Here is a 19,271-nt window from a genome sequence, read left to right as displayed (position 1 = left end):
GCGCGGTGTTTCAGCTCTTGTCCGGAGTTGCGGACGCCTGCTGCTTATTGGATTTACGACGGGAAGAACGGGAACGACGCTTGGATTTACCGGGATTGTCGGTGACAGGTTCGTCCTGGCACGGCGGTTTTCGACCGGACTTCCGGGATTTCTTAGGCGGCTGAGATTCCGAAACGGATTCGCTGCCCGATGGGACGGAATTCGCTTCCGGTTTCGGGGAGGCGGTTTCCGCGGCTGCCTTGATCCCATCCTGAAGCATCTTGCAGTTTTTCGGATGGACAGGCTGTTCCGGCCGTGTCGGTTGCACCGGTTCCCGCGATCCGGACAGGATTCGCTTCCATTCATCCAGGTCGATTTCCTTTTCACCCCCCGGTTCCATGAACACGGACAGGGTACGCCGGAAATAGTTGGCCCGAATGACTTTGGCCGAACCGAGAAGCGTTGTGTACCGCTTCCCGATCTTCGGGCATTGATTCAGAAATTCATCATAATTGGGCTGCTCGAAACTCAGGCAGCACAGCAGACGGTTGCATACTCCGGAAATCTTCGCCGGATTCAGAAACAAATTCTGTTCCTTGGCCATCTTGATGGTCGAGGGCGCAAACTGCCGCAGGAATCGCTGGCAGCAGACAAGCTGCCCGCAATTGCCAAGACCACCGAGCATCTGCGTTTCATGACGCGCGCCGATCTGGCGCAGTTCAATGCGCGTGCGGTAGGATCTGACCAGATCCTTGACCAACTCCCGGAAGTCGATCCGGTTCGGCGCCGTGAAGTAGAAAATGATCTTGCTGCCGTCAAAAAGGACTTCCACCTCCACCAGTTTCATGTCCAGAGCGCGTTCCTCGATGCAATGCCGACAATACTCATGGGCATTGCGGGCTAGTTCGCGGTTGTCGCGGTCACGGATCAGGTCTTCCTCGGTGGCTGGTCGAAAAATTGCCTGCAGATCCTCCAGGGACCGCATGGAATTGGAATTTTCACCGCATGGCACGGACTTGGTTTCGACAGGCTGCTGCCGTGACGGCTCAGCTGTGTCCCTGGACGGGACGGAAGGTGCATCCGGGGCGGAGTTCGCGGAGGTCTCGGTATACAGCACCTTGACCCTTTCCTGGGTCGAAACATCCGGAAGCTTCGACCCGCTGCTTTCAAATACTGCCATGGGCGTGGTGCGTTCCACCTTGCCCATGTGGATTTCACCATCCACCTGAACCAGAACGTGGTCGCCCACCGTGACGACATACGGTTCTGAGCGGTAGAAGAGCAACCGGTTTCCGGAAGCAATGCAAACGGCCAGGATATTGCTCATACCGCTCCCATCATGCCGACACCAGCTGCCTTACATGTTCGAGCACCTGGGGTATTCCGGCCGGATTGCCGCCACCGGCCTGGGCCATGTCCGGTCGTCCCCCGCCGCTGCCGCCCACCAGGGGCGCCAGGGACTTGACCAGGGAGGAAGCCGTGAACCGGTCATGCAGATCCTTGCTCACCGACACGATGAGCATGGCCTTGCCGTCCGTCTCGGCTACCAGAACGATCACTCCGGAAGACATCTTTGAACGCAAATCGTCCATCATGTCCCGCATGGCCTTTACGTCCCGGACATCCACGGCCGTGGCCAGGAGCGCAACGCCGCCCACGTCCTCAAGGCGGGCCAGAAGGTCCTTGCCTTTTCCGGAGAGCAACTGGCCTTCCAGGGCTTCCTTCTGTTTCGTAATGTCCCGGTTCTGAGCCAGCAGGGCCTGAATTTTTTCCGGCAGGCCGGTTGGGCTCACCTTCATCAGGGCCGCGGCCTCCCGCAGCAGGGCCGCCTGATTCCGCCAGTGCGCCAGGGCTCTGGTCCCGGCCAGAGCCTCAATCCTGCGCACACCGGCGGCGATCCCGGATTCCGAGAGAACGACGAAACTACCGGCCTGCCCGGTGGAGCGCAGATGGGTGCCGCCGCACAACTCCGTCGAGTAGCCGGGCACGCTGACCACGCGCACCTCAAGGCCGTATTTCTCGCCGAAAAAGGCCAGGGCGCCGCGCTGCTGGGCTTCCTCCGGCGTGGTCATGACCACGTCCAGGGCCACATCCGCCATAATGGCCTGATTCACCGCGTCTTCCACGGCCCGCAGCTCGTCGGCGGTCATGGCCATGGTATGGGTGAAGTCGAAGCGCAGGATTTCCGGCGAAACAAAGGAGCCGGCCTGGCGGACATGATCGCCCAGGACCGTGCGCAAAGCGGCCTGCAGCAGATGGGTGCAGGTGTGATGCCGGGCCGTGTCCAGACGCAATTGTTCACCCACGGCCAGTTCCGCCTCCTGGTCCAGGAACAGCTCGCCCTCCCGGACGGTGACCCGCTGTACCGCCAGATCCGGACCAACCTTGACAACATCGTCCACAAGCGCCAGACCGGTAACCGTGCGCACCTCGCCCTGGTCGCCCACCTGTCCACCGGAGGCCGCGTAGAACGGCGTCCTGGCCGCCACCAGCCAGCCCTGCTCACCTGTCAGGAGCTTTTCCACGCTTTCGCCGCGGGCATCGGTCAGGGCCGTGATCCGGCTGGGGACCACGAATTCATCATAGCCCACGAATCGGGTGGTCATCCCGGACTCCAGCATGTGGCCGAACATGACCGCGGGATCGTTTTCCCCGCTGCCCTTCCAGGCCTTCTTGGCCCGCGACTTCTGTTCAGCCATGCAGGCCCGGAACCCGTCCTCGTCCACTCCGAAGCCCTGCTTGCCGGCCACGTCGTGAACGATATCCAGGGGAAATCCGAAGGTGTCGTAGAGCTTGAAGACCGTTTCCCCGGAAACCTGCCGCTCGCCGCGGCCGGCAATGGCCTCCAGCTCTTCGGAAAGCAGCTTCAGTCCCTTGTCCAGGGTCTGGCCGAAGCGCTCCTCTTCCTGGCTCACCACCCGGACCATGAACGTCCTGTTCTCCAGCAGCTCGGGAAAGGTTCCTCCCATGCGTTCGGATACATCGTCGCAGACCTTGTGCAAAAACGGCCCGGAAAGCCCAAGCAGTCTCCCGAATCGGAAGGCGCGGCGGATCAACCGGCGCAGGACGTAGCCGCGTCCCTCGTTGGAGGGCACGATGCCGTCGGCCACCAGGAAGGCCACGGACCGGCTGTGATCCGCGATGACGCGCATGGCTGTGTCGCTTTCCTCGGATTCGCCGTACTGCCTGCCGGAAAGATCGCTGATATGAGCAATCAATGGAGTGAACAGGTCGGAATCGAAGTTGGAGAAGACTCCCTGGCAGACCGCGCTGATCCGCTCCAGCCCCATGCCGGTGTCGATGCTCGGCTTGGGCAAGGGATGCAGTGTTCCGGAAGCGTCGCGTTCGTACTGCATGAACACCAGATTCCAGATTTCCAGATACCGGTCGCAATCGCACCGGCCGATGCCGCAGTCCGGGCCGCAGGACATGGCTTCGCCCTGGTCGATGAGGATCTCCGAACAGGGCCCGCAGGGGCCGGTATCGCCCATGGACCAGAAATTGTCCTTTTCATCCAGGCGGAAAATACGCTCGCGGGGTATGGCCGCCACCTGCTCCCAGATTCCGATGGCTTCGTCGTCATCCCGGAAGACCGTGACATGCAGTCGCTCCTTGGGCAGGCCCAGTTCCTGGGTCAGGAAGCGCCAGGCAAAGTCAATGGCTTCGGTCTTGAAATAGTCGCCGAAGGAGAAATTGCCGAGCATCTCGAAAAAGGTGTGGTGTCTGGCCGTGCGTCCGACATTTTCCAGGTCGTTGTGCTTGCCGCCCACGCGCAGGCATTTCTGGGAACTCACGGCCCGGTTGGAGGCGCGTTTTTCCTGCCCCAGAAAGGCTTTCTTGAACTGAACCATGCCCGCGTTGGTGAACAGCAGGGTCGGGTCCTCCCGGGGCACCAGCGAAGAACTGGGGACGATTTCATGGCCGTTGCGGGCAAAAAAATCCAGAAAACGTCGGCGAATGGTTTCAGCGGTCATCACTGTATCAATGCTCCTGAACCGGCATGGCCGGCGAAATGGTTACGATGCTTCCCCGGAAATGGAGGATTCCACCGCCGGATCGTCCTCTGCGCCGGAAGCATTTCCCACACCCAGGTGTCGCAGCAGTTGGACCTCGATGGTTTGCCGCAGATCCGGATTCTCCTGAAGAAAAGCGCGGACGTTTTCGTAGCCCTGCCCCAACCGCTCGGAACCGAAAGAGAACCATGAACCGCTCTTGTCCACGATCTTGTGTTCCACGCCCAGTTCCAGGATCTCGCCTTCCCGGGAAATACCCGTACCGTACATGATGTCGAAAACCGCTTCCCGGAACGGGGGAGCGACCTTGTTCTTGACCACCTTGACCCGGGCCTTGATGCCGATGGACTCGTCCTTGTCCTTGAGAGTCTGGATGCGGCGGATGTCCAGGCGCACGGAAGCGTAGAACTTGAGGGCGTTGCCGCCGGGCGTTGTTTCCGGGCTGCCGTAGCCCACCACGCCGATCTTCATTCGGATCTGGTTGATGAACAGAACCGATGTCTTGGACTTGTGGATGGTCGCCGTGAGCTTGCGCAGGGCATGGGACATCAGCCGGGCCTGGGAACCGACCTGGGTCTCGCCCATGTTGCCTTCCAGTTCGGACTGGGGAATCAGGGCCGCCACGGAGTCGATGACGATCAGGTCCACGCCGCCGGAGCGCACGAGCATGTCCGCGATGTCCAGGGCCTGCTCGCCGTAGTCCGGCTGGGAGATGAGCAGCTCGTCCGTCTTCACCCCCAGTCTTCGGGCATAGGTCACGTCCAGGGCGTGTTCCGCGTCAATGAACGCGCACACTCCGCCCAGCTTCTGGGCCTCGGCGATCATGTGCAGGGTCATGGTGGTCTTGCCCGAGGACTCCGGCCCGTAGATTTCGATCACCCGGCCCCGGGGGATCCCTCCGATGCCCAGTGCCAGATCCAGGCCGATGGATCCAGTGGGAATGATCTCGATGGCCTGATGCGCATCATCTGAAAGACGCATCACCGACCCTTGACCATATTTACGTTCAATGGTCGTCAGCGCTGTCTGCAATGCCTCCCGGCGGGCATCCTGGGGTTCCACCGCGGGTTTACGAGCCATGATTCATCTCCTTGGTCCATGTTCAATCCATGGGCTACTCTCAAAAATTGATGAAACGAAAGTCGTCGTGAATAGCAAAAGACATGAACATGGGCAACAGGGTTTCGTTCCCGATTGCCACAGGCTAACGCCTCGGATACCATGGCGGGATGCCCGACACCTATCATGCCTTGGCTCTTTTTTCCGGAGGCCTGGACAGCATTCTGGCCATGAAAACGCTGCAGGCCCAAGGCCTGCGCATTCTCGGCCTGCATTTCTGCTCGCCCTTTTTCGGCCATCCGAACCGAATAGAACACTGGGAACGAATCTACGACCTGGAAATCCAGCCCATCGACGTTCACCAGGAATTCATCGACCTGCTGCTCTCGGGACCGCGCTTCGGTTTCGGTAAGGTGCTCAACCCCTGCGTGGACTGCAAGATCACCATGCTGACCAGGGCCAAATCCCTGCTGCCGACATACGGCGCCCGATTTCTGGTCAGCGGCGAGGTTCTCGGCCAGCGTCCCATGTCCCAGCGTCGGGATACCCTGAACGTGATCAGCAAGCAGGCCGATGTCCGCGATCTCCTGCTCCGCCCACTCTGTGCCGGCCACCTCGAACCCACGCCCATGGAACGGGAGGGGCTTGTGGACCGATCCAGACTGCACACCATTTCCGGCCGCGGACGCAAGGATCAGCTCCGGCTCGCCGCGGAATACGGCCTGACTGAAATCCCCACTCCCGCCGGAGGCTGCCTGCTGGCTGAACGGGAATCGGCGAAACGCTTCTGGCCGGTGCTCACGCGCATCCCCGACCCGAACCCCCAGGATTTTGCCCTGGCCAATATCGGACGCCAGTACTGGAACGGCCGGCTCTGGATGGTGGTCGGCCGCAACAAGGCCGACAACGAGGCCCTGGAGGGCATGGCCACCAGCGAGGATTTCCTGTTCAAGGCCGTGGACGTCCAGGGGCCGCAGGCCCTGGGACGATCCAAACCCGGCATTGCCTGGACCGAGGAGGACGTGCGCCGGGCCGCGGCCTTCGTGGCCGGATTCAGCGCCAAAAAACGCCCGCCGGACCAATCCGCCCGAATCCGGTTTGTCCGGGACGCACGTTCAAGTCATCTGGAGAGTCCTGCCCAGACGAATAATGATCCGCCGGCATGGAAGGAATTCACCTGGGAGGAAACACGGCAGGAGAAGCAGGAGCGGTTTGCGCGGGATCAGGGTGATGGTAACTACTCAATAACTCCGGGCAGTGAATCCTAGAAAAAACACCTGGACCCCGGCCTGCGCCGGGGTGACGACCGAGAGAACTCGCTTTCGAGGTACTCCACTCCGTCATACCGGCGCAGGCCGGCGCGTTCCGCTATCCAGGCAGCACGGATCCGCGGTGGTTGGTTGCCCTGCCTTATTGAGCAGTTACGGGTGATGAGACATAAGATTGAGGATTTTGGGGAACAGTCAGCTCCCGGGATTATCACCGTCAACCTGAAAAACACGCAAATCCAGCTCGGGGATGGCCTGGAAATGTTTGCGGTTGGCGCTGCAAAGCACCAGTCCGAACTCCATGGCCGTCGCGGCGATGATGGCGTCACCGGCACGCAGACCATCCGCCAAGCCATGTCGTTCAACGTAAATCGCGGCTCTTTGTCCAATGGCATCGTTCAGAGGCAAAATCCTGATTCCGGCGTCCCTGATGAATGCTCGAATGATTCCATGCTGGACTTTGTTCCTGGCGCATTGCAGCAGTTCCATGTAAGTGTAGATGGAAATTGCCGGATGCTTACAATTTTCAACCAGTTCCAGCGCCCCAAGGTTGCCTCTCTGAACCCAGATCAACACATCAGTGTCAAAAAGCATCACGATTATCCACTGCGTACCTGCCGCAGCTCGTTCATGACTTCGTCAACGTCCGGTTGCCCGGCACAGGTCATACCGAAAAAGGGGTGTTCCCTGAGGCTTCCTGTTTTTCTTTCGGAATCCACGGCATGAATAATCCCTTTTAATTTTCCGCGATAAAAAATCTGTACCTGTTCATTCCGTTCAAGTGCCTGTATAATCTGTTTGGTATTGTAGCGAAGATCCAGAGCGCTGGCCTGCATGACGACCTCCCGAGGGCAATTATGAACTTGACACTCGAAACTATACAGTTAGCCAGACGTCCTGGTCAAGACAAACCTTCGAAATCCGGGGGCCTCGCCGGCTGCCCAGCCATTCAAGGTCGTCCCGCGGATGCGCATGCCCCGTCACAACCCTGACCAGCCCGCTCAACAGACCGCCAATGGATATACTCGTCAATCTTCTGCTCATCGTCTTCAGCGCCGCACTGCTCTGGAAGGGCGCAGACCTCATTGTGGACAACGCGGCAGCCATTGCCCGTCGCCTGGGCATTTCCGAACTGGTCATCGGCCTGACCATCGTGGCCGCCGGAACATCCGCCCCCGAGTTCCTGGTCACGGTCACCGCGGCCTACCAGGGACTGGCCGAGATCTCCCTGTCCAACATCCTGGGGTCCAACATCTTCAACCTGGGACTGATTCTCGGGCTGGTGGCCCTAATCCGACCCATCTCGACCCACCCCATCCTGCTCTACCGGGACGGCGGCGTGCTGCTGGGACTGACCATGCTCATGATGGCCTTTATTGCCCTGGACTTCCTGGGCCGCTGGTCCGGCATGCTGCTTCTGGCCGTCCTGCTCGGATATGTCGGATATTTGTTCTCCAGGGCGCCAAGGGCCATTGCCGAAGCCACCATCACCCCCGGCAGCGATGTTCTTTCTGGAAAACCGGAACCGGTGGCAACATGGCGCAACTACCCGTTGCTCTTTGCCGGCTTTTTGGGAGTGGCTCTGGGAGGAAAATTCATGGTTCAGTCGGCCACGGAACTGGCCCTGATCTTCGGCGTCAGTCAGTGGGTCATCGGCGTGACCATTGTCGCCGGCGGAACATCCCTGCCCGAACTGGCCACCTGTCTTGCTGCTTCCCTCAAGGGACGCAACGACATGATTCTGGGCAATCTGCTGGGCAGCGACATCTTCAATTTCGCCGGCGTCCTCGGTCTGACCATGCTCATCAAGCCTTTGTACGCGCCCCACAGCGCCCTGCTCTCCATGCTCCTGCTCAACCTGATGATGCTGCTGGTCCTGTTCTTCATCCGCAGCAACTGGCGGATTTCCAGAACCGAAGGCGCACTGCTGATCTGCCTGGCCCTGTTTCGCTGGGGCATGGATATTTCCGGCGCGTGATCCAGGTTACAGCGCCTGGTAGCGCCTTGGGCAATAATCGGTTTCGCTTCCGTGTATTCTCTATATTCCGTGGGGGATATCTTACCTGATCTGACCGTGCCGGAGTTCCTCTTGCACCCGTTCGTGGAGCCAGACCTTGATCAGGGCGCCGCGATCAACTCCGATTTGGCAACGAATTCGATCAATGGCATCTACCAGCGATTGGCTGACGTCCAAGGTGATCCGGCATTTTTTCCCCGGCCTGACTGTGACGGCCTGAGAGAAATCGATCAGGTTGTGGATATCTTCACCATCATCAAACCGACGATCAAATTCTTCATTGTTCGTGGCAAGCGTTGACTTGCTCATAGAGCACCTTTTCCTTTTTCCTGGCCCTTCTTACAGAGATAATTCGCACCGTGGCGTTTCTCATGGTATAAATGGCCACCCATAAACTTTCGTCGATTTTGCCGATCAGGATATGCCTGTTTTCCAACGGATACGGGGCCAAGATTTCCAGGCGTTCAGGATCGGCCCATAGTGCGCCGGCTTTTTTAAAGCTGATGCCATGCTTTTTCTGATTGGCGGCATTTTTCATTGGGTCCCATTCGAACTTCATGGCTAATTTGTACATATTGTTTTGCTCATTGCAACAAATTATGAGCCTGACGCGCAAAATACTCGGAAGGGTATGGGAGGGGAATGAAAATTGCCTGTACGTCTCAAGGGCTTTTGAAGGAAAGTTGCTCCTGCAACCACGAGCAGAGCCGGTCAAGGGCACTGTCAACGGAACAGTCATCCATGTCCAGAACCAGGTCAGCCGCCTCCCGGTACAGGGGTTCGCGTTCCGCGTACAGTTCTTCCAGGCTTTGCCCCGGCCGTCGGGCCAGCCCTCGCCCCCGGGCGTCGCGGACCCGCTCGCAGATCGTGCCCACTTCAACCCGCAGATAAATCACCGGCCCCAGTTCCCGCAGACGCCGCACCGCCCGGGGCCCATAGACCACGCTCCCGCCGGTGGCCACCACGGTCCGCCACAGCCAGAGCTTCGCCACCACGTCTTCCTCGGCCCGCAAGAAACCTTCCAGCCCGAAGCGATCCAGCAAGTGCTGCAAGGGAGCGCCCCAATGGGCCTCCATCAGCCGATCCGTATCCACCAAAGCCCACCCCAGACGTTCGGCCAGGGCGCGACCAAGAGTGCTTTTCCCGGCCCCGGCCATGCCGATCAGGCTGACGCAGGGCACGGTTTTCGGAGCGTAATCAGGGTTGGACAGTCGAAGATCCGGAAATGGTGAAGGCATGGAAAGTCAGAAGATGGTAAATCAAGTTTCAGGGTAACTCTTCAGCACAAGTTGTGCGATCTGCCTCCGATAATCGGGTTCGGTGTCGGTATCGGGGTCGGAATCGGTTTCAAAACGTTGAGGAGTCTTCACATGGCTTTATTTTCGATACCGATATCGACACCGAACCCGATATCATAGTTACGCTCAGTTTTCAGTAATCCACGTCATCCCCAACGAAGAACAACGAACATGGGCAAAGAACATCATCTCCTCAGCCCTCCGCCCTCACCTTCACCCTCCCAGATACGCCTTCTTGATGTCCGGGTGATCCATGAGTTCGGAGCAGGGTCCTTCCAGGCGGATGGCGCCGGTGTCCAGGACGTAGGCCCGGTGGGCGAACTGCAGGGCCAGCTTGGCGTTCTGCTCCACCAGCAGGATGGTCATGCCGCCCTGGTTCAAGCGCTTCAGGGCCCGGAACATGTCGTACATCAGCAGCGGCGCCAGTCCCATGGAAGGTTCGTCCAGCATCAGGAACTTGCATCCGGTCATCAGGGCCCGGCTCACGGCCAGCATCTGCTGCTCGCCGCCGCTCAGGGACTCGCTGCGCTGGTGGCGGCGCTCGTGCAGCCGGGGAAAGAGGTCGAAGATGTGCCGGTATTCAGCTTCCAGGTTCTCGCCGGGATTGCGGGAGTAGGTGGCCAGCTTCAGGTTCTCCATCACCGTGAGGTTGCCGAAAATGTGCCGGCCCTCGGGGCACAGGGCCATCTTCAGCTTGCTCACCACTTCATGGGCCGGGGTCTTGAGCAGATTCTTGCCCTGGAACAGGATCTCGCCTTCCGTGACCCTGGGACCCTCCGGCGGGGGCAGGCGGGCCACGGACATCAGCGTGGTGGACTTGCCCGCGCCGTTGGCGCCGATGAGGGTGACCACCTCGCCTTCATTGACGTGAAAGCTGATTCCGTGCAGGGCCTCGATGTTGCCGTACTTGACCTTGAGATTTTTGACTGAAAGCATCACAACGTACCGTCTCCCAGATAGGCTTTGACCACGTCGGGGTTGTTCTGGATCTGTTCCGGAGTGCCTTCGGCAATGGTCGAGCCGAAATCGATCACCTTGATCCAGGTGCACAGACTCATGACCACCTGCATCTGGTGTTCGATCATCCAGATGGTCAGCTTGAATTCCTTGTGGATCCAGCGGATGAGCTGGATCAGCCCGTCCACGTCCGAGGTGTTCAAGCCGGCCGCGGGTTCGTCCAGGAGCAGCAGGTCCGGCTTGACCGCCAGGGCCCGGGCAATCTCCACCCGGCGCTGCATGCCGTAGGGCAGGTTTCGGGGGCGCTCGTGGGCATAGCGATCCAGTTGCAGCGCCTCCAGAATCTCATGGGCGTTGCGCTCGATATCCGCCTCGGCCCGCTGATAGCGCCTGGTGCGCAGCAGGGCGTCCGCCAGATTGTATCCGAGATTCTGGTGCCGGGCCAGACGGATGTTGTCCAGCACGGTCATGTCGTGCCAGAGGCGGATGTTCTGAAAGGTCCGGGCCACGCCCAGGGCGGTGATCTTGTGCGGTTTCAAGGGCTTGGTGTCCCGGCCCTTGAACAGAATCCGCCCCTGGGTCGGCTTGTAGAAGCCGCTGACCAGATTGAACACCGTGGTCTTGCCCGCGCCGTTGGGGCCGATCAGGCCGTTGAGTTCGCCGCCGTCGAAGCGGAGGTTGAAATCCGAAAGGGCGCACAGGCCCCCGAAGATCTGGGTCATTGATTGTATTTCCAGCAAGGCCATTTTTCGTTCCTCCACGTCCTACTTGAACTGAAACCAGCGACGCAGGCGCGGGAATATGTCGGACAGCTCCCGGTTGCCCATGATTCCTTCGGGCCGGAAGTGCATCAGAATGATCAGCATCAGGGGCACGATCACCCACTTGATGATCTGTAACGGCCGCATGGCCTCCATCAGCAGGGTGAACAGGACCGCGGAAAGCACCGAACCGGTCAGGGAGCCCATGCCTCCCAGGTAGACCATGACCATGATCTCCGTGGTCTTCAGGATGCCGAAGGCGCCGGGGTTGACGTAGCCCAGCACGTGGGCAAACAGGCCGCCCGCCAGGCCGGCCAGGCCCGAGGAGAGCATGAAGGCGACCACCTTCATCTTGTTGGTGTTCACGCTCATGATTTCCGCAGCCACCTCGTCCTGGCGCACGGCAATGATGCCCTTGCCGTAGGTGGAGGAAACGAAACGCCGAATGATCCAGATGGTGAACACGGTGCAGATGAAGATCCAGATGAGCATCCAGGGCAGCTCGATCACGTCCTCCATGAACACCACCACGGACCGCATGCCCATGAAGCCCCTGGGACCGCCGATGGCGCTGATGTTCTCGATGGTGCTCTTGATGATGTACAGCGAAGCGATGGTGATGATGGCCAGGTAGTCGTCCCGGGTCTTGAAGGACGGGATGGCCACCAGCAGCCCGGCCAGGGCCGCGGCCACGGCACCGCCCAGCAGGCAAAAGGGGAAGATGACCAGGGCCAGTTCCGGAGAGAGCACCGCCGGACCGAAAACCCGGTCGTCGGTGAGCAGCCAGACCGAAAGCAGCGAGGACACATAGGCGCCGACGGCCATGAAACCGGCATGGCCGCAGGAAAATTCGCCCATGTAGCCGTTGACGATGTTCAGGCTGGAGGAAAGAATGATATTGATGCCCATGAACATGATCACGGTCTGAATATAGAGATCGATCATTCCGCCCTGGCTCATGCCGATCAGCCCGGCAAAAAGCGCGGCCAGCAGAATGGGCATGGTGAAACGCTGCATGGTTTCTGTCCGCCTATGATGAAGGTTGAAAACGTACGAATCCCGGCCGGCGCTCCTCGAACCGGCCGGAGTCAGCCCGAAACTCGGCAAAGACCGCCCCGCGCGGCGTGCGCCATGAAGTCGAGGCAGAGTCGGCCAGGGGCTGCATCGTTTATTGCTAGATCTTCGTGGTGATGGCCGTTCCGAAGATGCCCGTGGGCTTCAGGGACAGGATCAGCAGGAGAATGGAAAAGGCGATCAGATCCCGGAACGTGGATGGAAAGAAGGCCACGACCATGATCTCCAGAAAGCCGAGCAGGAAACCGCCCACGAAGGCTCCGCGAATGTCGCCGATGCCACCCACCACCGCGGCGATGAAGGCCTTCCAGCCGATCATCGCGCCCATGTACGGCTCCAGCACGGGATAGGACATGGAATAGAGCAATCCGGCCAGGCCGGCCAGGGACGAGCCCATGATGAAGGTGATCACCACGATGGTGGTCACGGGAATGCCCATCAGCGGGATGGCGAAACGATCGTAGGAAATGGCCCGCATGGCCATGCCGATCCGCGTTTTGGAGATGATGGTGTACAGGCCGGCAAAAACCAGCAGAGCGGTGACGATGGTGATCACCCGCAGGTTGGTGAAGGTCACTCCGCCGACGGTGTACACGGTCCGTTCCAGCAAGTCGGGAAAACTGCGTCGGCTCGCTCCGAGCACGGCCAGGTTGGCGTGCTGCAGAATCAGTCCGCACATCAGGGCCGTGATCACTACATACAGCCGGTGCGCGCCCTTGTTGCGCAGCGGCCGGTAGGCCACCCGCTCGATGGTCACGCCCACGCCCGCGGTGAGAATCATGGTGATGGGGATGGTCAGCAGCAGCACCAGATGGTTGGGCAGGCCGAAGGTAAAGTCCGTGTACATGCCCATCAGGAAGGTGGCCGCGAAATAGGCGATGAAGGCCCCGACCATGAAGATGTCGCCGTGGGCGAAGTTGATCAGCCGCAACACGCCGTAGACCAGGCAGTACCCCAGGGCGATCAGGGAATAGAAACTGCCCCATTGCAAGGCGTTCATGATGTTCTGAAAAAATGATTCCACGGGAATGCCTCGAAAGAAAAAAATTAAAAAAAAATGAGTAACTTCTCAGCTCATCCGAGTAAAAGTGGACTGGATACCCGCTCACCGTCTACAGGAGGACAAGCTTCGCCGGGATGACTGATTCAGGGACGACATTGAAAAACAAGTCGTTCCCCTGAGGCGGGAATCCGAATCATGCTTGCCACAAGTTTTTGAAACTGACCTTTCCTGTTTTAATGCTGGGTTGTTGTAAATTTGGTCAAGATGGAGCAACCGGCGTCGCTGAAAGGATGATCATGGAACCAGGCGGCTTATGATCCAGAAATCGCGGATTCAGCTCCGGCAGGAGAACCCTTCCCTCGTACAAACCGGGACGGCACGCTCATGACGTCTTTCCTGGAAGGCCGCATATTGCCGGGGCAGGCTCAATGACCCGCCCCGGCATGAAAGACGAATCGTCTACGGACAAACGGACTCGGTGTATTCGAACTCTCCGGCATCGTTGATCCTGACCACCACGGCGCACTTGATGGGGTCGCCCTCGTCGTCGAAGCGCATGTTGCCGGTGATGCCCTCGAATTCCTCGATGGCGGCCATGGCGTCGCGGATGCTCGCCCTGTCGTTGCGCAGGTTGCCGGACAGCCCGCCCGTGGCCTGGATGGCCTGGAGGACCAGACGGGTGGCGTCCCAGGTCAGGGCCGCGACGTCGTCGGGAGTGTAGCCGTATTTGGCTTGGTACTTCTCGATGAAGTCCCTGGTGGCCCCGGTGGCGCCGGCCGCGGCGTAGTGGGTGGAGAAATAGTGACCCTTGCACAGATCGCCGCACAAGGTCATCAGTTCGGCGGAACCCCAGGCGTCCGCGCCCATGAAGGGGCCTTGCCAGCCCAGATCGCTGGCTTGGCGGACGATGAGGGCCACCTCGTTGTAGTTGTTGGGCAGGAAGATGACGTCAGGCCTGGCCGCGATGATCTTCGTCAACTGGGCGCTAAAGTCCTGGTCCCGGTCGCCGTAGGATTCGTAGGCCACCACGGAACCTTTTCCGTTCTTGGATTCGAAGTCGGCCCGGAAGAATTCCGCCAAGCCCTTGCTGTAGTCGTTGGCCAGAGCGAACAGCACGGCTGCCCTCGTGGCGTTGAACTGCTTCATGGCGAAATCCACGGCTACCGGAGCCTGGAAAGGATCCAGGAACGCGGCGCGGAAGACCCAGGGCCGATTCAGGGTCGTATCCGGATTGGTGGACCAGGGAGAGATCATGGGCGTGCGGTTGTCATTGGCCACCTGCCCGGCCGGAACCGCCTGCTTGCTGGACTGGGGACCGACAATGGCCAGGACCCGGTCCCGATCGATGAGCTTCAACGTGGTCATGACCGCGGATTCCGGCTTGGACTCGTTGTCCTCGTAGATGAACCGCAGTGGCAGCATCTGTCCGCCGACTTCCAGTCCGCCCTGGGCCATGATCTCCTCGCGCAGCATTTCGGCGGCAAAGCGGGAGGACTCCCCGACCTTGGGAATATCACCGGTCAGGGGGATGACGAAACCGATGGTCAAAGGGTTGGCCGCATGCGAGGAAGATCTTTCCCCCATCCCGCCAAGAAGAAGAGAACAGCAAAGTAACATCGCCATAGCCAGCAAACCCAACCGAATTTTGCTCATACGCATGTCTCCGTGGAAAAAGGTTGAAACACGAATCTTTGGGGCTGCAAAAGCCATTAGACGAACTCCGAAAAAAACAAAAGAGCCTTCGGCATTTTTTTTAGCTCCCCACGTCATTTGATTGCGCCCTTCCGTCAGATTGCTGTGAAATATTGAACGTGCGATCACTGCTTGACATCCATTTTTATAATGGCATAGCAGCAAGTTACTTTCATCCAAAAGGCCGTAAAATACCCAATTTGACGGCATCTCTTGCTACAGCATCGTTACCACGTTCCGGCACGCCACAATCTACAGGAGGCTTTCCCCCGTGCGCATCAAGCTCCGTGAAAAAGTGTTCATCCCGTTGTTCATAGCCCTGCTCCTTCTCGGAGCGGTCATGTACTCCATTACGGATTCAAGTCTGAGACGGTTGAGCAATGAGTTTGTCACGCAAATCGGATTGAGCAAGGTTGCTGAAATCGAGGCGTCCATGAGCATGGCAACCATGAAGGCCCTGGAACTGACCTCGCTGTTCACGAGACTTGATGCCGTGCAACGGGCATATCAGGTAGCGCTTGCGGGGGACATTGATAATGAGGCCGATCCTATGGCGCAACAGGCTCGGCAGATGCTGCGCAATGAACTGTTCCACATCCTCCAGGGATATGAAACAGTCATGGGGGAAAGGATGAAGCTCCACTTTCATTTGCCCAATGGCCGCAGTCTGGTGAGAATGTGGAGGGATCAGAATTTCCGCCGTGACGGGGAGTGGGTGGATATTTCCGACGATATTTCCGGTTTTCGGCAGACCGTCATGGAAACCAACAGGGAACGACGAATCGTTCATGGACTGGAAATCGGGGTCGGCGGCTTTGACATTCGCAGTGTCCTCCCATTGACTTCAACGCGCGGGGAACATCTGGGCAGCGTGGAAACGCTGGTGGAATTCGAGCCGATCCTGCAGGCGGCTGCCGCTGGTGATGATCAGCATTTGCTTTTGTTCATGAATGCGGAATTTCTGCACATTGCCCAGCGCTTGCAAAACCCTGCCCTACATCCTCTGATCGGCAATCAATTTGTCCAGGTCTCCGGTTCCGATCAGCCCGCAATCAACAATCTGATCTCGTCCTCCCTGCTGGAACAAGCCCGCAATCAGCTGACAGTTGCCGTTTCCGATGTTTTTTCGATGACGGCGTTTCCCGTAAGCGACTACAGTGGGAACCAGATCGGCGTCATGGTCTACGTGCTGGACATATCAAATGAGCAGCAGATGATCCGCAACCTGACCTGGGTGCTGATGGGCCTGATCGGCGCCATTCTGCTTGTCTTCGCCGTTGTGGGGCAAACCACGGTTTGGGCGGCGATACTCAAACCCATGCGGCAGCTGCTCGGGTTCACGGGAAAGGTCAGCGCCGGCGACCTACAAGCACGAGCGGTCCTGAATTCCAACGATGAAATGGAAGACCTCGCCCGGGCCATGAACACCATGGTCCAGAGCCTCCAGGACAAGATTCTTGAGGCGGAGCAGAAAACCCAGGAAGCAGCGGAAGCTGTCCGGCTGGCCGAATCCAGCACCAGGGAAGCGGAAGCAGCCCGCCGCGAGGCTGTTCAGGCCCGCCGGGAAGGAATGCTTCAGGCCGCGGATCGCATTGACCGGGTGGTTGCCCAGATCGATGATTCGGCGCGGGAAATGTCCATGCATGTCGGAGCAGCCAGATCAGGTTCGGAACAGCAGAAGATGCGCACCGGTGAAACAGCCACTTCCATGGAGCAGATGAACGTTACGGTTTTGGAAGTCGCCAAAAACGCATCCAATGCGGCCGAGGGTTCGGACCAGGCCAAGGCCAAGGCGCAAGCCGGCGCGGAAATCGTCCAGAAGGCGGTCAAGGCCATTGCCGACGTACAGCGCAACGCATTGGAACTCAAAAAGAAAATTGCCAGCCTTGGCGACAAGGCGGACGGGATTGGCCGAATCATGAACGTGATTGATGATATCGCGGACCAGACCAACCTTCTGGCCCTGAACGCGGCCATCGAAGCGGCCCGGGCCGGGGATGCCGGGCGGGGATTTGCCGTGGTGGCAGATGAAGTCCGGAAGCTCGCGGAAAAAACCATGGCCGCGACAAAGGAAGTCGGCGACCACATCTCCTCCATTCAGACGGAAGTCCGCAACAATGCCGCCAGCGTGGATCAGACGGTGGAGTCGGTCAAAAGCGCGACGCAGTTGGCTGCCATGTCCGGTAAAGAGTTGCAGACGATTGTCAGCTTGTCCGAAGCCACGTCGGATCAGGTGCGCTCCATTGCCACGGCCGCCGAGGAACAATCCGCGGCCAGCGAACAGATCACGCGATCCGTTGAAGAGATTGACCGCATTTCCACGAGCAATTCAGAAGCCATGCACTCCTCCACCCAGGCCATTGATACATTGAACAATGGCCTGCGGGAGTTGAATGAGTTGGTGGAGGATTTGAAACGAGCGGATTAAAGTACAGGAAGTTGCCCTTTGGCTGTAATGTCATCAATTCCAGATCAGGGCGACCCATTCACCCTGATCCAGTTTTCGTGGGGCGGCCAGGCCCTGATCGAGGTAGGCCGCCTCCACACGAGGAGATTGCTCCCGCAGGATGCCGGAGAGCACCAGGCAGCCGCCCGGTTGGAGACGGGAAACCAGTTCGGCGGCCATGTGCACCAGCGGGCCGGACAGGATATTGGCCAGAATCAGGTCGAAACGCCGGCCCTGCTCCAGGGTGTCCAGGGCGCCTCGCCGGACCGTCACGTTCTCCACTGCGTTGAGGGCGAAATTCTCCCGTGCATTGTCCACGGCGATGGGGTCGATATCCAGGGCGATTCCGTTCAGCCCGAGCTTGGCGCAAGCCAGGGCCAGAATCCCGGATCCCGTCCCCAAATCAAGGAATGTCGATGATTCGGAGACGGCCTTTTCTTCCCGGAGCATGGCCACGGCCTGCAGGCAAAGCGCCGTGGTGGCATGATGCCCGGTGCCGAAAGCCATTTTCGGCTCGATGTACAGCGGAATAAGTCCTCCGGCGTCCGCGTCGCTGTTCAGCCAGGGGGGGAGGACCATGAAGGTGTCTCGGATGCGTACGGGAACGAAAAATTCCTTCCACGATTCACTCCAGTCCCGATCCTCGAACGTTGAAACGTTGCAATCCGCCTCCGGCCACTGCCCGCGAATCGCCTCGATCAAACCCTGGGCATCCGCATCCTTCTCGAAATATATCACGAATCGGGTCCTGGATGCCCCATCGGACTCAACCTCCCACCCCCAGGATATCCTCTGGGCCAGGTAGCCGGCGAACAAATCTTCCTGCTCTTCCGGAACAAGTATTTCCACGCGCAATAGTTTCATAATTCCTCTGGCTCATGCCTGGATGGGACCGCCGCACCCCAGTGCGGCAAGTTGGGGACATGGGACGTAACTGCTCAATCAGGTCGGACAATCAGGTACCAAAGAAACAGCTGGATTCCGACTTTCGTCGGAATGACTAACGAGAGCTGCTGATTAGATATTGAAGTCATACCGGCGAAAGCCGGTATCCAGAAAAGGCTGCCCCGAGTTTTGAGCAGTTACCCCCGGGACCGCCGCACCCCAGTGCGGCAAGTTGCGAATGTTTAGTCAATTTTGATGTTTCGCGCTGACACCGTGCCGCACTGGGGTGCGGCGGTCCCAGGCGGGACTTCCTTGAATTTCATGGAGCAAAAGGCATGCTTGTCAGAACAGCGACAAAAAAAAGCGACGAATGCCGGAGTTCACCCGCATTCGTCGCCGCTACCCATTTTTGCGAACATGCTAATCGTGCGTATGCTCGTGGGGAATGATTTCTCCGGTATCCGTGTCGTGATCGTGATCGTGTTCGTGAGGATGGCTATGAACTTTATCCCCATGGCGATGCTCATGGTCGTGAATAAACTGAGACGCCTTGGATTCCTTTTGTGGTCCGCATCCGCAACCTTTGCACATGGTTCGCTCCTCCTTGTCAAATGTTACACCATTTCGTCGACAAACTGTCCGGCAGCTTGCTCCGGCGCTCGGGAGGCCGCGACAACATCGTCTTGCTGGCGCATTTCCAGTTTTTGCAGTCGCTCCTGTTCGGCGATCTGCCGGGTTCGCTCATCGGCCCCTACGGCCAGAACGCCGGGCACATCCGCATGCGCAGTCGATACTTCCATAAGTAATCCTCCTTGTTGG

General features: G+C 58.9%; 19 protein-coding genes. 3 read left to right on the top strand and 16 right to left on the bottom strand.

The features are described 5' to 3' along the window. Nucleotides 1–10: 10 nt before the first annotated feature. From ACYQ15_RS05095 to recA, 3 genes are read right to left on the bottom strand one after another with little or no spacing between them, the layout of a single operon-like run. Entirely contained in the window at nt 11–1,306 is a 1,296-nt protein-coding gene (locus ACYQ15_RS05095) for a PSP1 domain-containing protein (protein ID WP_459936442.1), read from the bottom strand. A gap of 10 nt (nt 1,307–1,316) precedes the next feature. Further along, nucleotides 1,317–3,956: an alanine--tRNA ligase gene (gene alaS, locus ACYQ15_RS05090; protein ID WP_459936441.1), complete on the bottom strand. Its 2,640-nt coding sequence runs from the start codon at nt 3,954–3,956 to the stop codon at nt 1,317–1,319. 39 nt (nt 3,957–3,995) lie between these two features. Further along, nucleotides 3,996–5,072, bottom strand: coding sequence for a recombinase RecA (gene recA / locus ACYQ15_RS05085; RefSeq protein ID WP_459936440.1), 1,077 nt, complete (start codon nt 5,070–5,072; stop codon nt 3,996–3,998). 149 nt (nt 5,073–5,221) lie between these two features. Between recA and ACYQ15_RS05080 the strand changes: the two genes are divergently transcribed. Next, on the top strand, nt 5,222–6,319 hold the full coding sequence (locus ACYQ15_RS05080) for a tRNA(5-methylaminomethyl-2-thiouridylate) methyltransferase (RefSeq protein WP_459936439.1): 1,098 nt from the start codon (nt 5,222–5,224) through the stop codon (nt 6,317–6,319). A 195-nt stretch (nt 6,320–6,514) separates the two neighbouring features. On the opposite strand, the gene ACYQ15_RS05075 is transcribed toward ACYQ15_RS05080, so the two are convergent. Next, nucleotides 6,515–6,913 carry a type II toxin-antitoxin system VapC family toxin gene (locus tag ACYQ15_RS05075; protein ID WP_459936438.1) on the bottom strand — a complete coding sequence of 133 codons (399 nt, stop codon included), beginning with the start codon at nt 6,911–6,913 and terminating at the stop codon, nt 6,515–6,517. A gap of 5 nt (nt 6,914–6,918) precedes the next feature. Next, nucleotides 6,919–7,155, bottom strand: a complete 237-nt coding sequence (locus tag ACYQ15_RS05070; RefSeq protein WP_459936437.1) for a hypothetical protein — start codon at nt 7,153–7,155, stop codon at nt 6,919–6,921. Nucleotides 7,156–7,334: 179 nt separating this feature from the next. On the opposite strand from ACYQ15_RS05070, the gene ACYQ15_RS05065 reads away from it, so the two are divergent. Further along, nucleotides 7,335–8,297 (top strand): calcium/sodium antiporter, encoded by a 963-nt coding sequence (locus ACYQ15_RS05065; protein ID WP_459936436.1) that lies wholly within the window; start codon nt 7,335–7,337, stop codon nt 8,295–8,297. Between the two features lie 81 nt (nt 8,298–8,378). Here the strand turns inward: ACYQ15_RS05065 and brnA are convergent, their stop codons facing one another. From brnA to ACYQ15_RS05025, 8 genes are all read right to left on the bottom strand, one after another. Continuing rightward, the gene (brnA, locus tag ACYQ15_RS05060; RefSeq protein WP_459936435.1) at nt 8,379–8,645 is read right to left on the bottom strand and encodes a type II toxin-antitoxin system BrnA family antitoxin; all 267 of its coding nucleotides are present in this window, start codon (nt 8,643–8,645) and stop codon (nt 8,379–8,381) included. Continuing rightward, entirely contained in the window at nt 8,614–8,910 is a 297-nt protein-coding gene (locus ACYQ15_RS05055) for a BrnT family toxin (protein WP_459936434.1), read from the bottom strand. The genes brnA and ACYQ15_RS05055 overlap by 32 nt, the downstream gene beginning before the upstream one ends. Before the next feature lie 88 nt (nt 8,911–8,998). Next, complete coding sequence (gene thrB, locus ACYQ15_RS05050) at nt 8,999–9,574, bottom strand: homoserine kinase (protein WP_459936433.1); 576 nt, start codon at nt 9,572–9,574, stop codon at nt 8,999–9,001. Nucleotides 9,575–9,847: 273 nt separating this feature from the next. Then, nucleotides 9,848–10,573 (bottom strand): ABC transporter ATP-binding protein, encoded by a 726-nt coding sequence (locus tag ACYQ15_RS05045; RefSeq protein WP_459936432.1) that lies wholly within the window; start codon nt 10,571–10,573, stop codon nt 9,848–9,850. Next, on the bottom strand, nt 10,570–11,337 hold the full coding sequence (locus ACYQ15_RS05040; protein WP_459936431.1) for an ABC transporter ATP-binding protein: 768 nt from the start codon (nt 11,335–11,337) through the stop codon (nt 10,570–10,572). Before ACYQ15_RS05040 ends, ACYQ15_RS05045 begins: the two co-directional genes overlap by 4 nt. Nucleotides 11,338–11,355: 18 nt before the next feature. Then, nucleotides 11,356–12,369, bottom strand: a complete 1,014-nt coding sequence (locus ACYQ15_RS05035) for a branched-chain amino acid ABC transporter permease (protein WP_459936430.1) — start codon at nt 12,367–12,369, stop codon at nt 11,356–11,358. Nucleotides 12,370–12,526: 157 nt separating this feature from the next. After that, nucleotides 12,527–13,450, bottom strand: coding sequence for a branched-chain amino acid ABC transporter permease (locus ACYQ15_RS05030; protein ID WP_459936429.1), 924 nt, complete (start codon nt 13,448–13,450; stop codon nt 12,527–12,529). A 438-nt stretch (nt 13,451–13,888) separates the two neighbouring features. After that, nucleotides 13,889–15,088: an ABC transporter substrate-binding protein gene (locus ACYQ15_RS05025; RefSeq protein WP_459936428.1), complete on the bottom strand. Its 1,200-nt coding sequence runs from the start codon at nt 15,086–15,088 to the stop codon at nt 13,889–13,891. Between the two features lie 304 nt (nt 15,089–15,392). Between ACYQ15_RS05025 and ACYQ15_RS05020 the strand changes: the two genes are divergently transcribed. Further along, the gene (locus tag ACYQ15_RS05020) at nt 15,393–17,549 is read left to right on the top strand and encodes a methyl-accepting chemotaxis protein (RefSeq protein WP_459936427.1); all 2,157 of its coding nucleotides are present in this window, start codon (nt 15,393–15,395) and stop codon (nt 17,547–17,549) included. A gap of 33 nt (nt 17,550–17,582) precedes the next feature. On the opposite strand, the gene ACYQ15_RS05015 is transcribed toward ACYQ15_RS05020, so the two are convergent. The 3 genes from ACYQ15_RS05015 to ACYQ15_RS05005 form a co-directional block, all read right to left on the bottom strand. Continuing rightward, the gene (locus ACYQ15_RS05015; protein ID WP_459936426.1) at nt 17,583–18,431 is read right to left on the bottom strand and encodes a 50S ribosomal protein L11 methyltransferase; all 849 of its coding nucleotides are present in this window, start codon (nt 18,429–18,431) and stop codon (nt 17,583–17,585) included. A gap of 441 nt (nt 18,432–18,872) precedes the next feature. Continuing rightward, nucleotides 18,873–19,043, bottom strand: a complete 171-nt coding sequence (locus ACYQ15_RS05010) for a hypothetical protein (protein WP_459936425.1) — start codon at nt 19,041–19,043, stop codon at nt 18,873–18,875. A gap of 23 nt (nt 19,044–19,066) precedes the next feature. Further along, nucleotides 19,067–19,252 (bottom strand): hypothetical protein, encoded by a 186-nt coding sequence (locus ACYQ15_RS05005; protein WP_459936424.1) that lies wholly within the window; start codon nt 19,250–19,252, stop codon nt 19,067–19,069. Between the last annotated feature and the right edge of the window lie 19 nt (nt 19,253–19,271).

Source organism: Desulfonatronum parangueonense (assembly GCF_054656975.1).
Note: the sequence above shows the minus strand (reverse complement) of the source record. Positions and strands in the feature narration are given on the sequence as shown.

What these genes read in the sequence shown, in the direction of transcription:
- ACYQ15_RS05095 (WP_459936442.1), bottom strand. Translation starts at nt 1,306, where the DNA reads ATGAGCAATATCCTGGCCGTTTGCATTGCTTCCGGAAACCGGTTGCTC.
- recA (WP_459936440.1), bottom strand. Translation starts at nt 5,072, where the DNA reads ATGGCTCGTAAACCCGCGGTGGAACCCCAGGATGCCCGCCGGGAGGCA.
- ACYQ15_RS05080 (WP_459936439.1), top strand. Translation starts at nt 5,222, where the DNA reads ATGCCCGACACCTATCATGCCTTGGCTCTTTTTTCCGGAGGCCTGGAC.
- ACYQ15_RS05075 (WP_459936438.1), bottom strand. Translation starts at nt 6,913, where the DNA reads ATGCTTTTTGACACTGATGTGTTGATCTGGGTTCAGAGAGGCAACCTT.
- ACYQ15_RS05070 (WP_459936437.1), bottom strand. Translation starts at nt 7,155, where the DNA reads ATGCAGGCCAGCGCTCTGGATCTTCGCTACAATACCAAACAGATTATA.
- ACYQ15_RS05065 (WP_459936436.1), top strand. Translation starts at nt 7,335, where the DNA reads ATGGATATACTCGTCAATCTTCTGCTCATCGTCTTCAGCGCCGCACTG.
- brnA (WP_459936435.1), bottom strand. Translation starts at nt 8,645, where the DNA reads ATGAGCAAGTCAACGCTTGCCACGAACAATGAAGAATTTGATCGTCGG.
- ACYQ15_RS05055 (WP_459936434.1), bottom strand. Translation starts at nt 8,910, where the DNA reads ATGTACAAATTAGCCATGAAGTTCGAATGGGACCCAATGAAAAATGCC.
- thrB (WP_459936433.1), bottom strand. Translation starts at nt 9,574, where the DNA reads ATGCCTTCACCATTTCCGGATCTTCGACTGTCCAACCCTGATTACGCT.
- ACYQ15_RS05040 (WP_459936431.1), bottom strand. Translation starts at nt 11,337, where the DNA reads ATGGCCTTGCTGGAAATACAATCAATGACCCAGATCTTCGGGGGCCTG.
- ACYQ15_RS05035 (WP_459936430.1), bottom strand. Translation starts at nt 12,369, where the DNA reads ATGCAGCGTTTCACCATGCCCATTCTGCTGGCCGCGCTTTTTGCCGGG.
- ACYQ15_RS05025 (WP_459936428.1), bottom strand. Translation starts at nt 15,088, where the DNA reads ATGCGTATGAGCAAAATTCGGTTGGGTTTGCTGGCTATGGCGATGTTA.
- ACYQ15_RS05015 (WP_459936426.1), bottom strand. Translation starts at nt 18,431, where the DNA reads ATGAAACTATTGCGCGTGGAAATACTTGTTCCGGAAGAGCAGGAAGAT.
- ACYQ15_RS05010 (WP_459936425.1), bottom strand. Translation starts at nt 19,043, where the DNA reads ATGTGCAAAGGTTGCGGATGCGGACCACAAAAGGAATCCAAGGCGTCT.
- ACYQ15_RS05005 (WP_459936424.1), bottom strand. Translation starts at nt 19,252, where the DNA reads ATGGAAGTATCGACTGCGCATGCGGATGTGCCCGGCGTTCTGGCCGTA.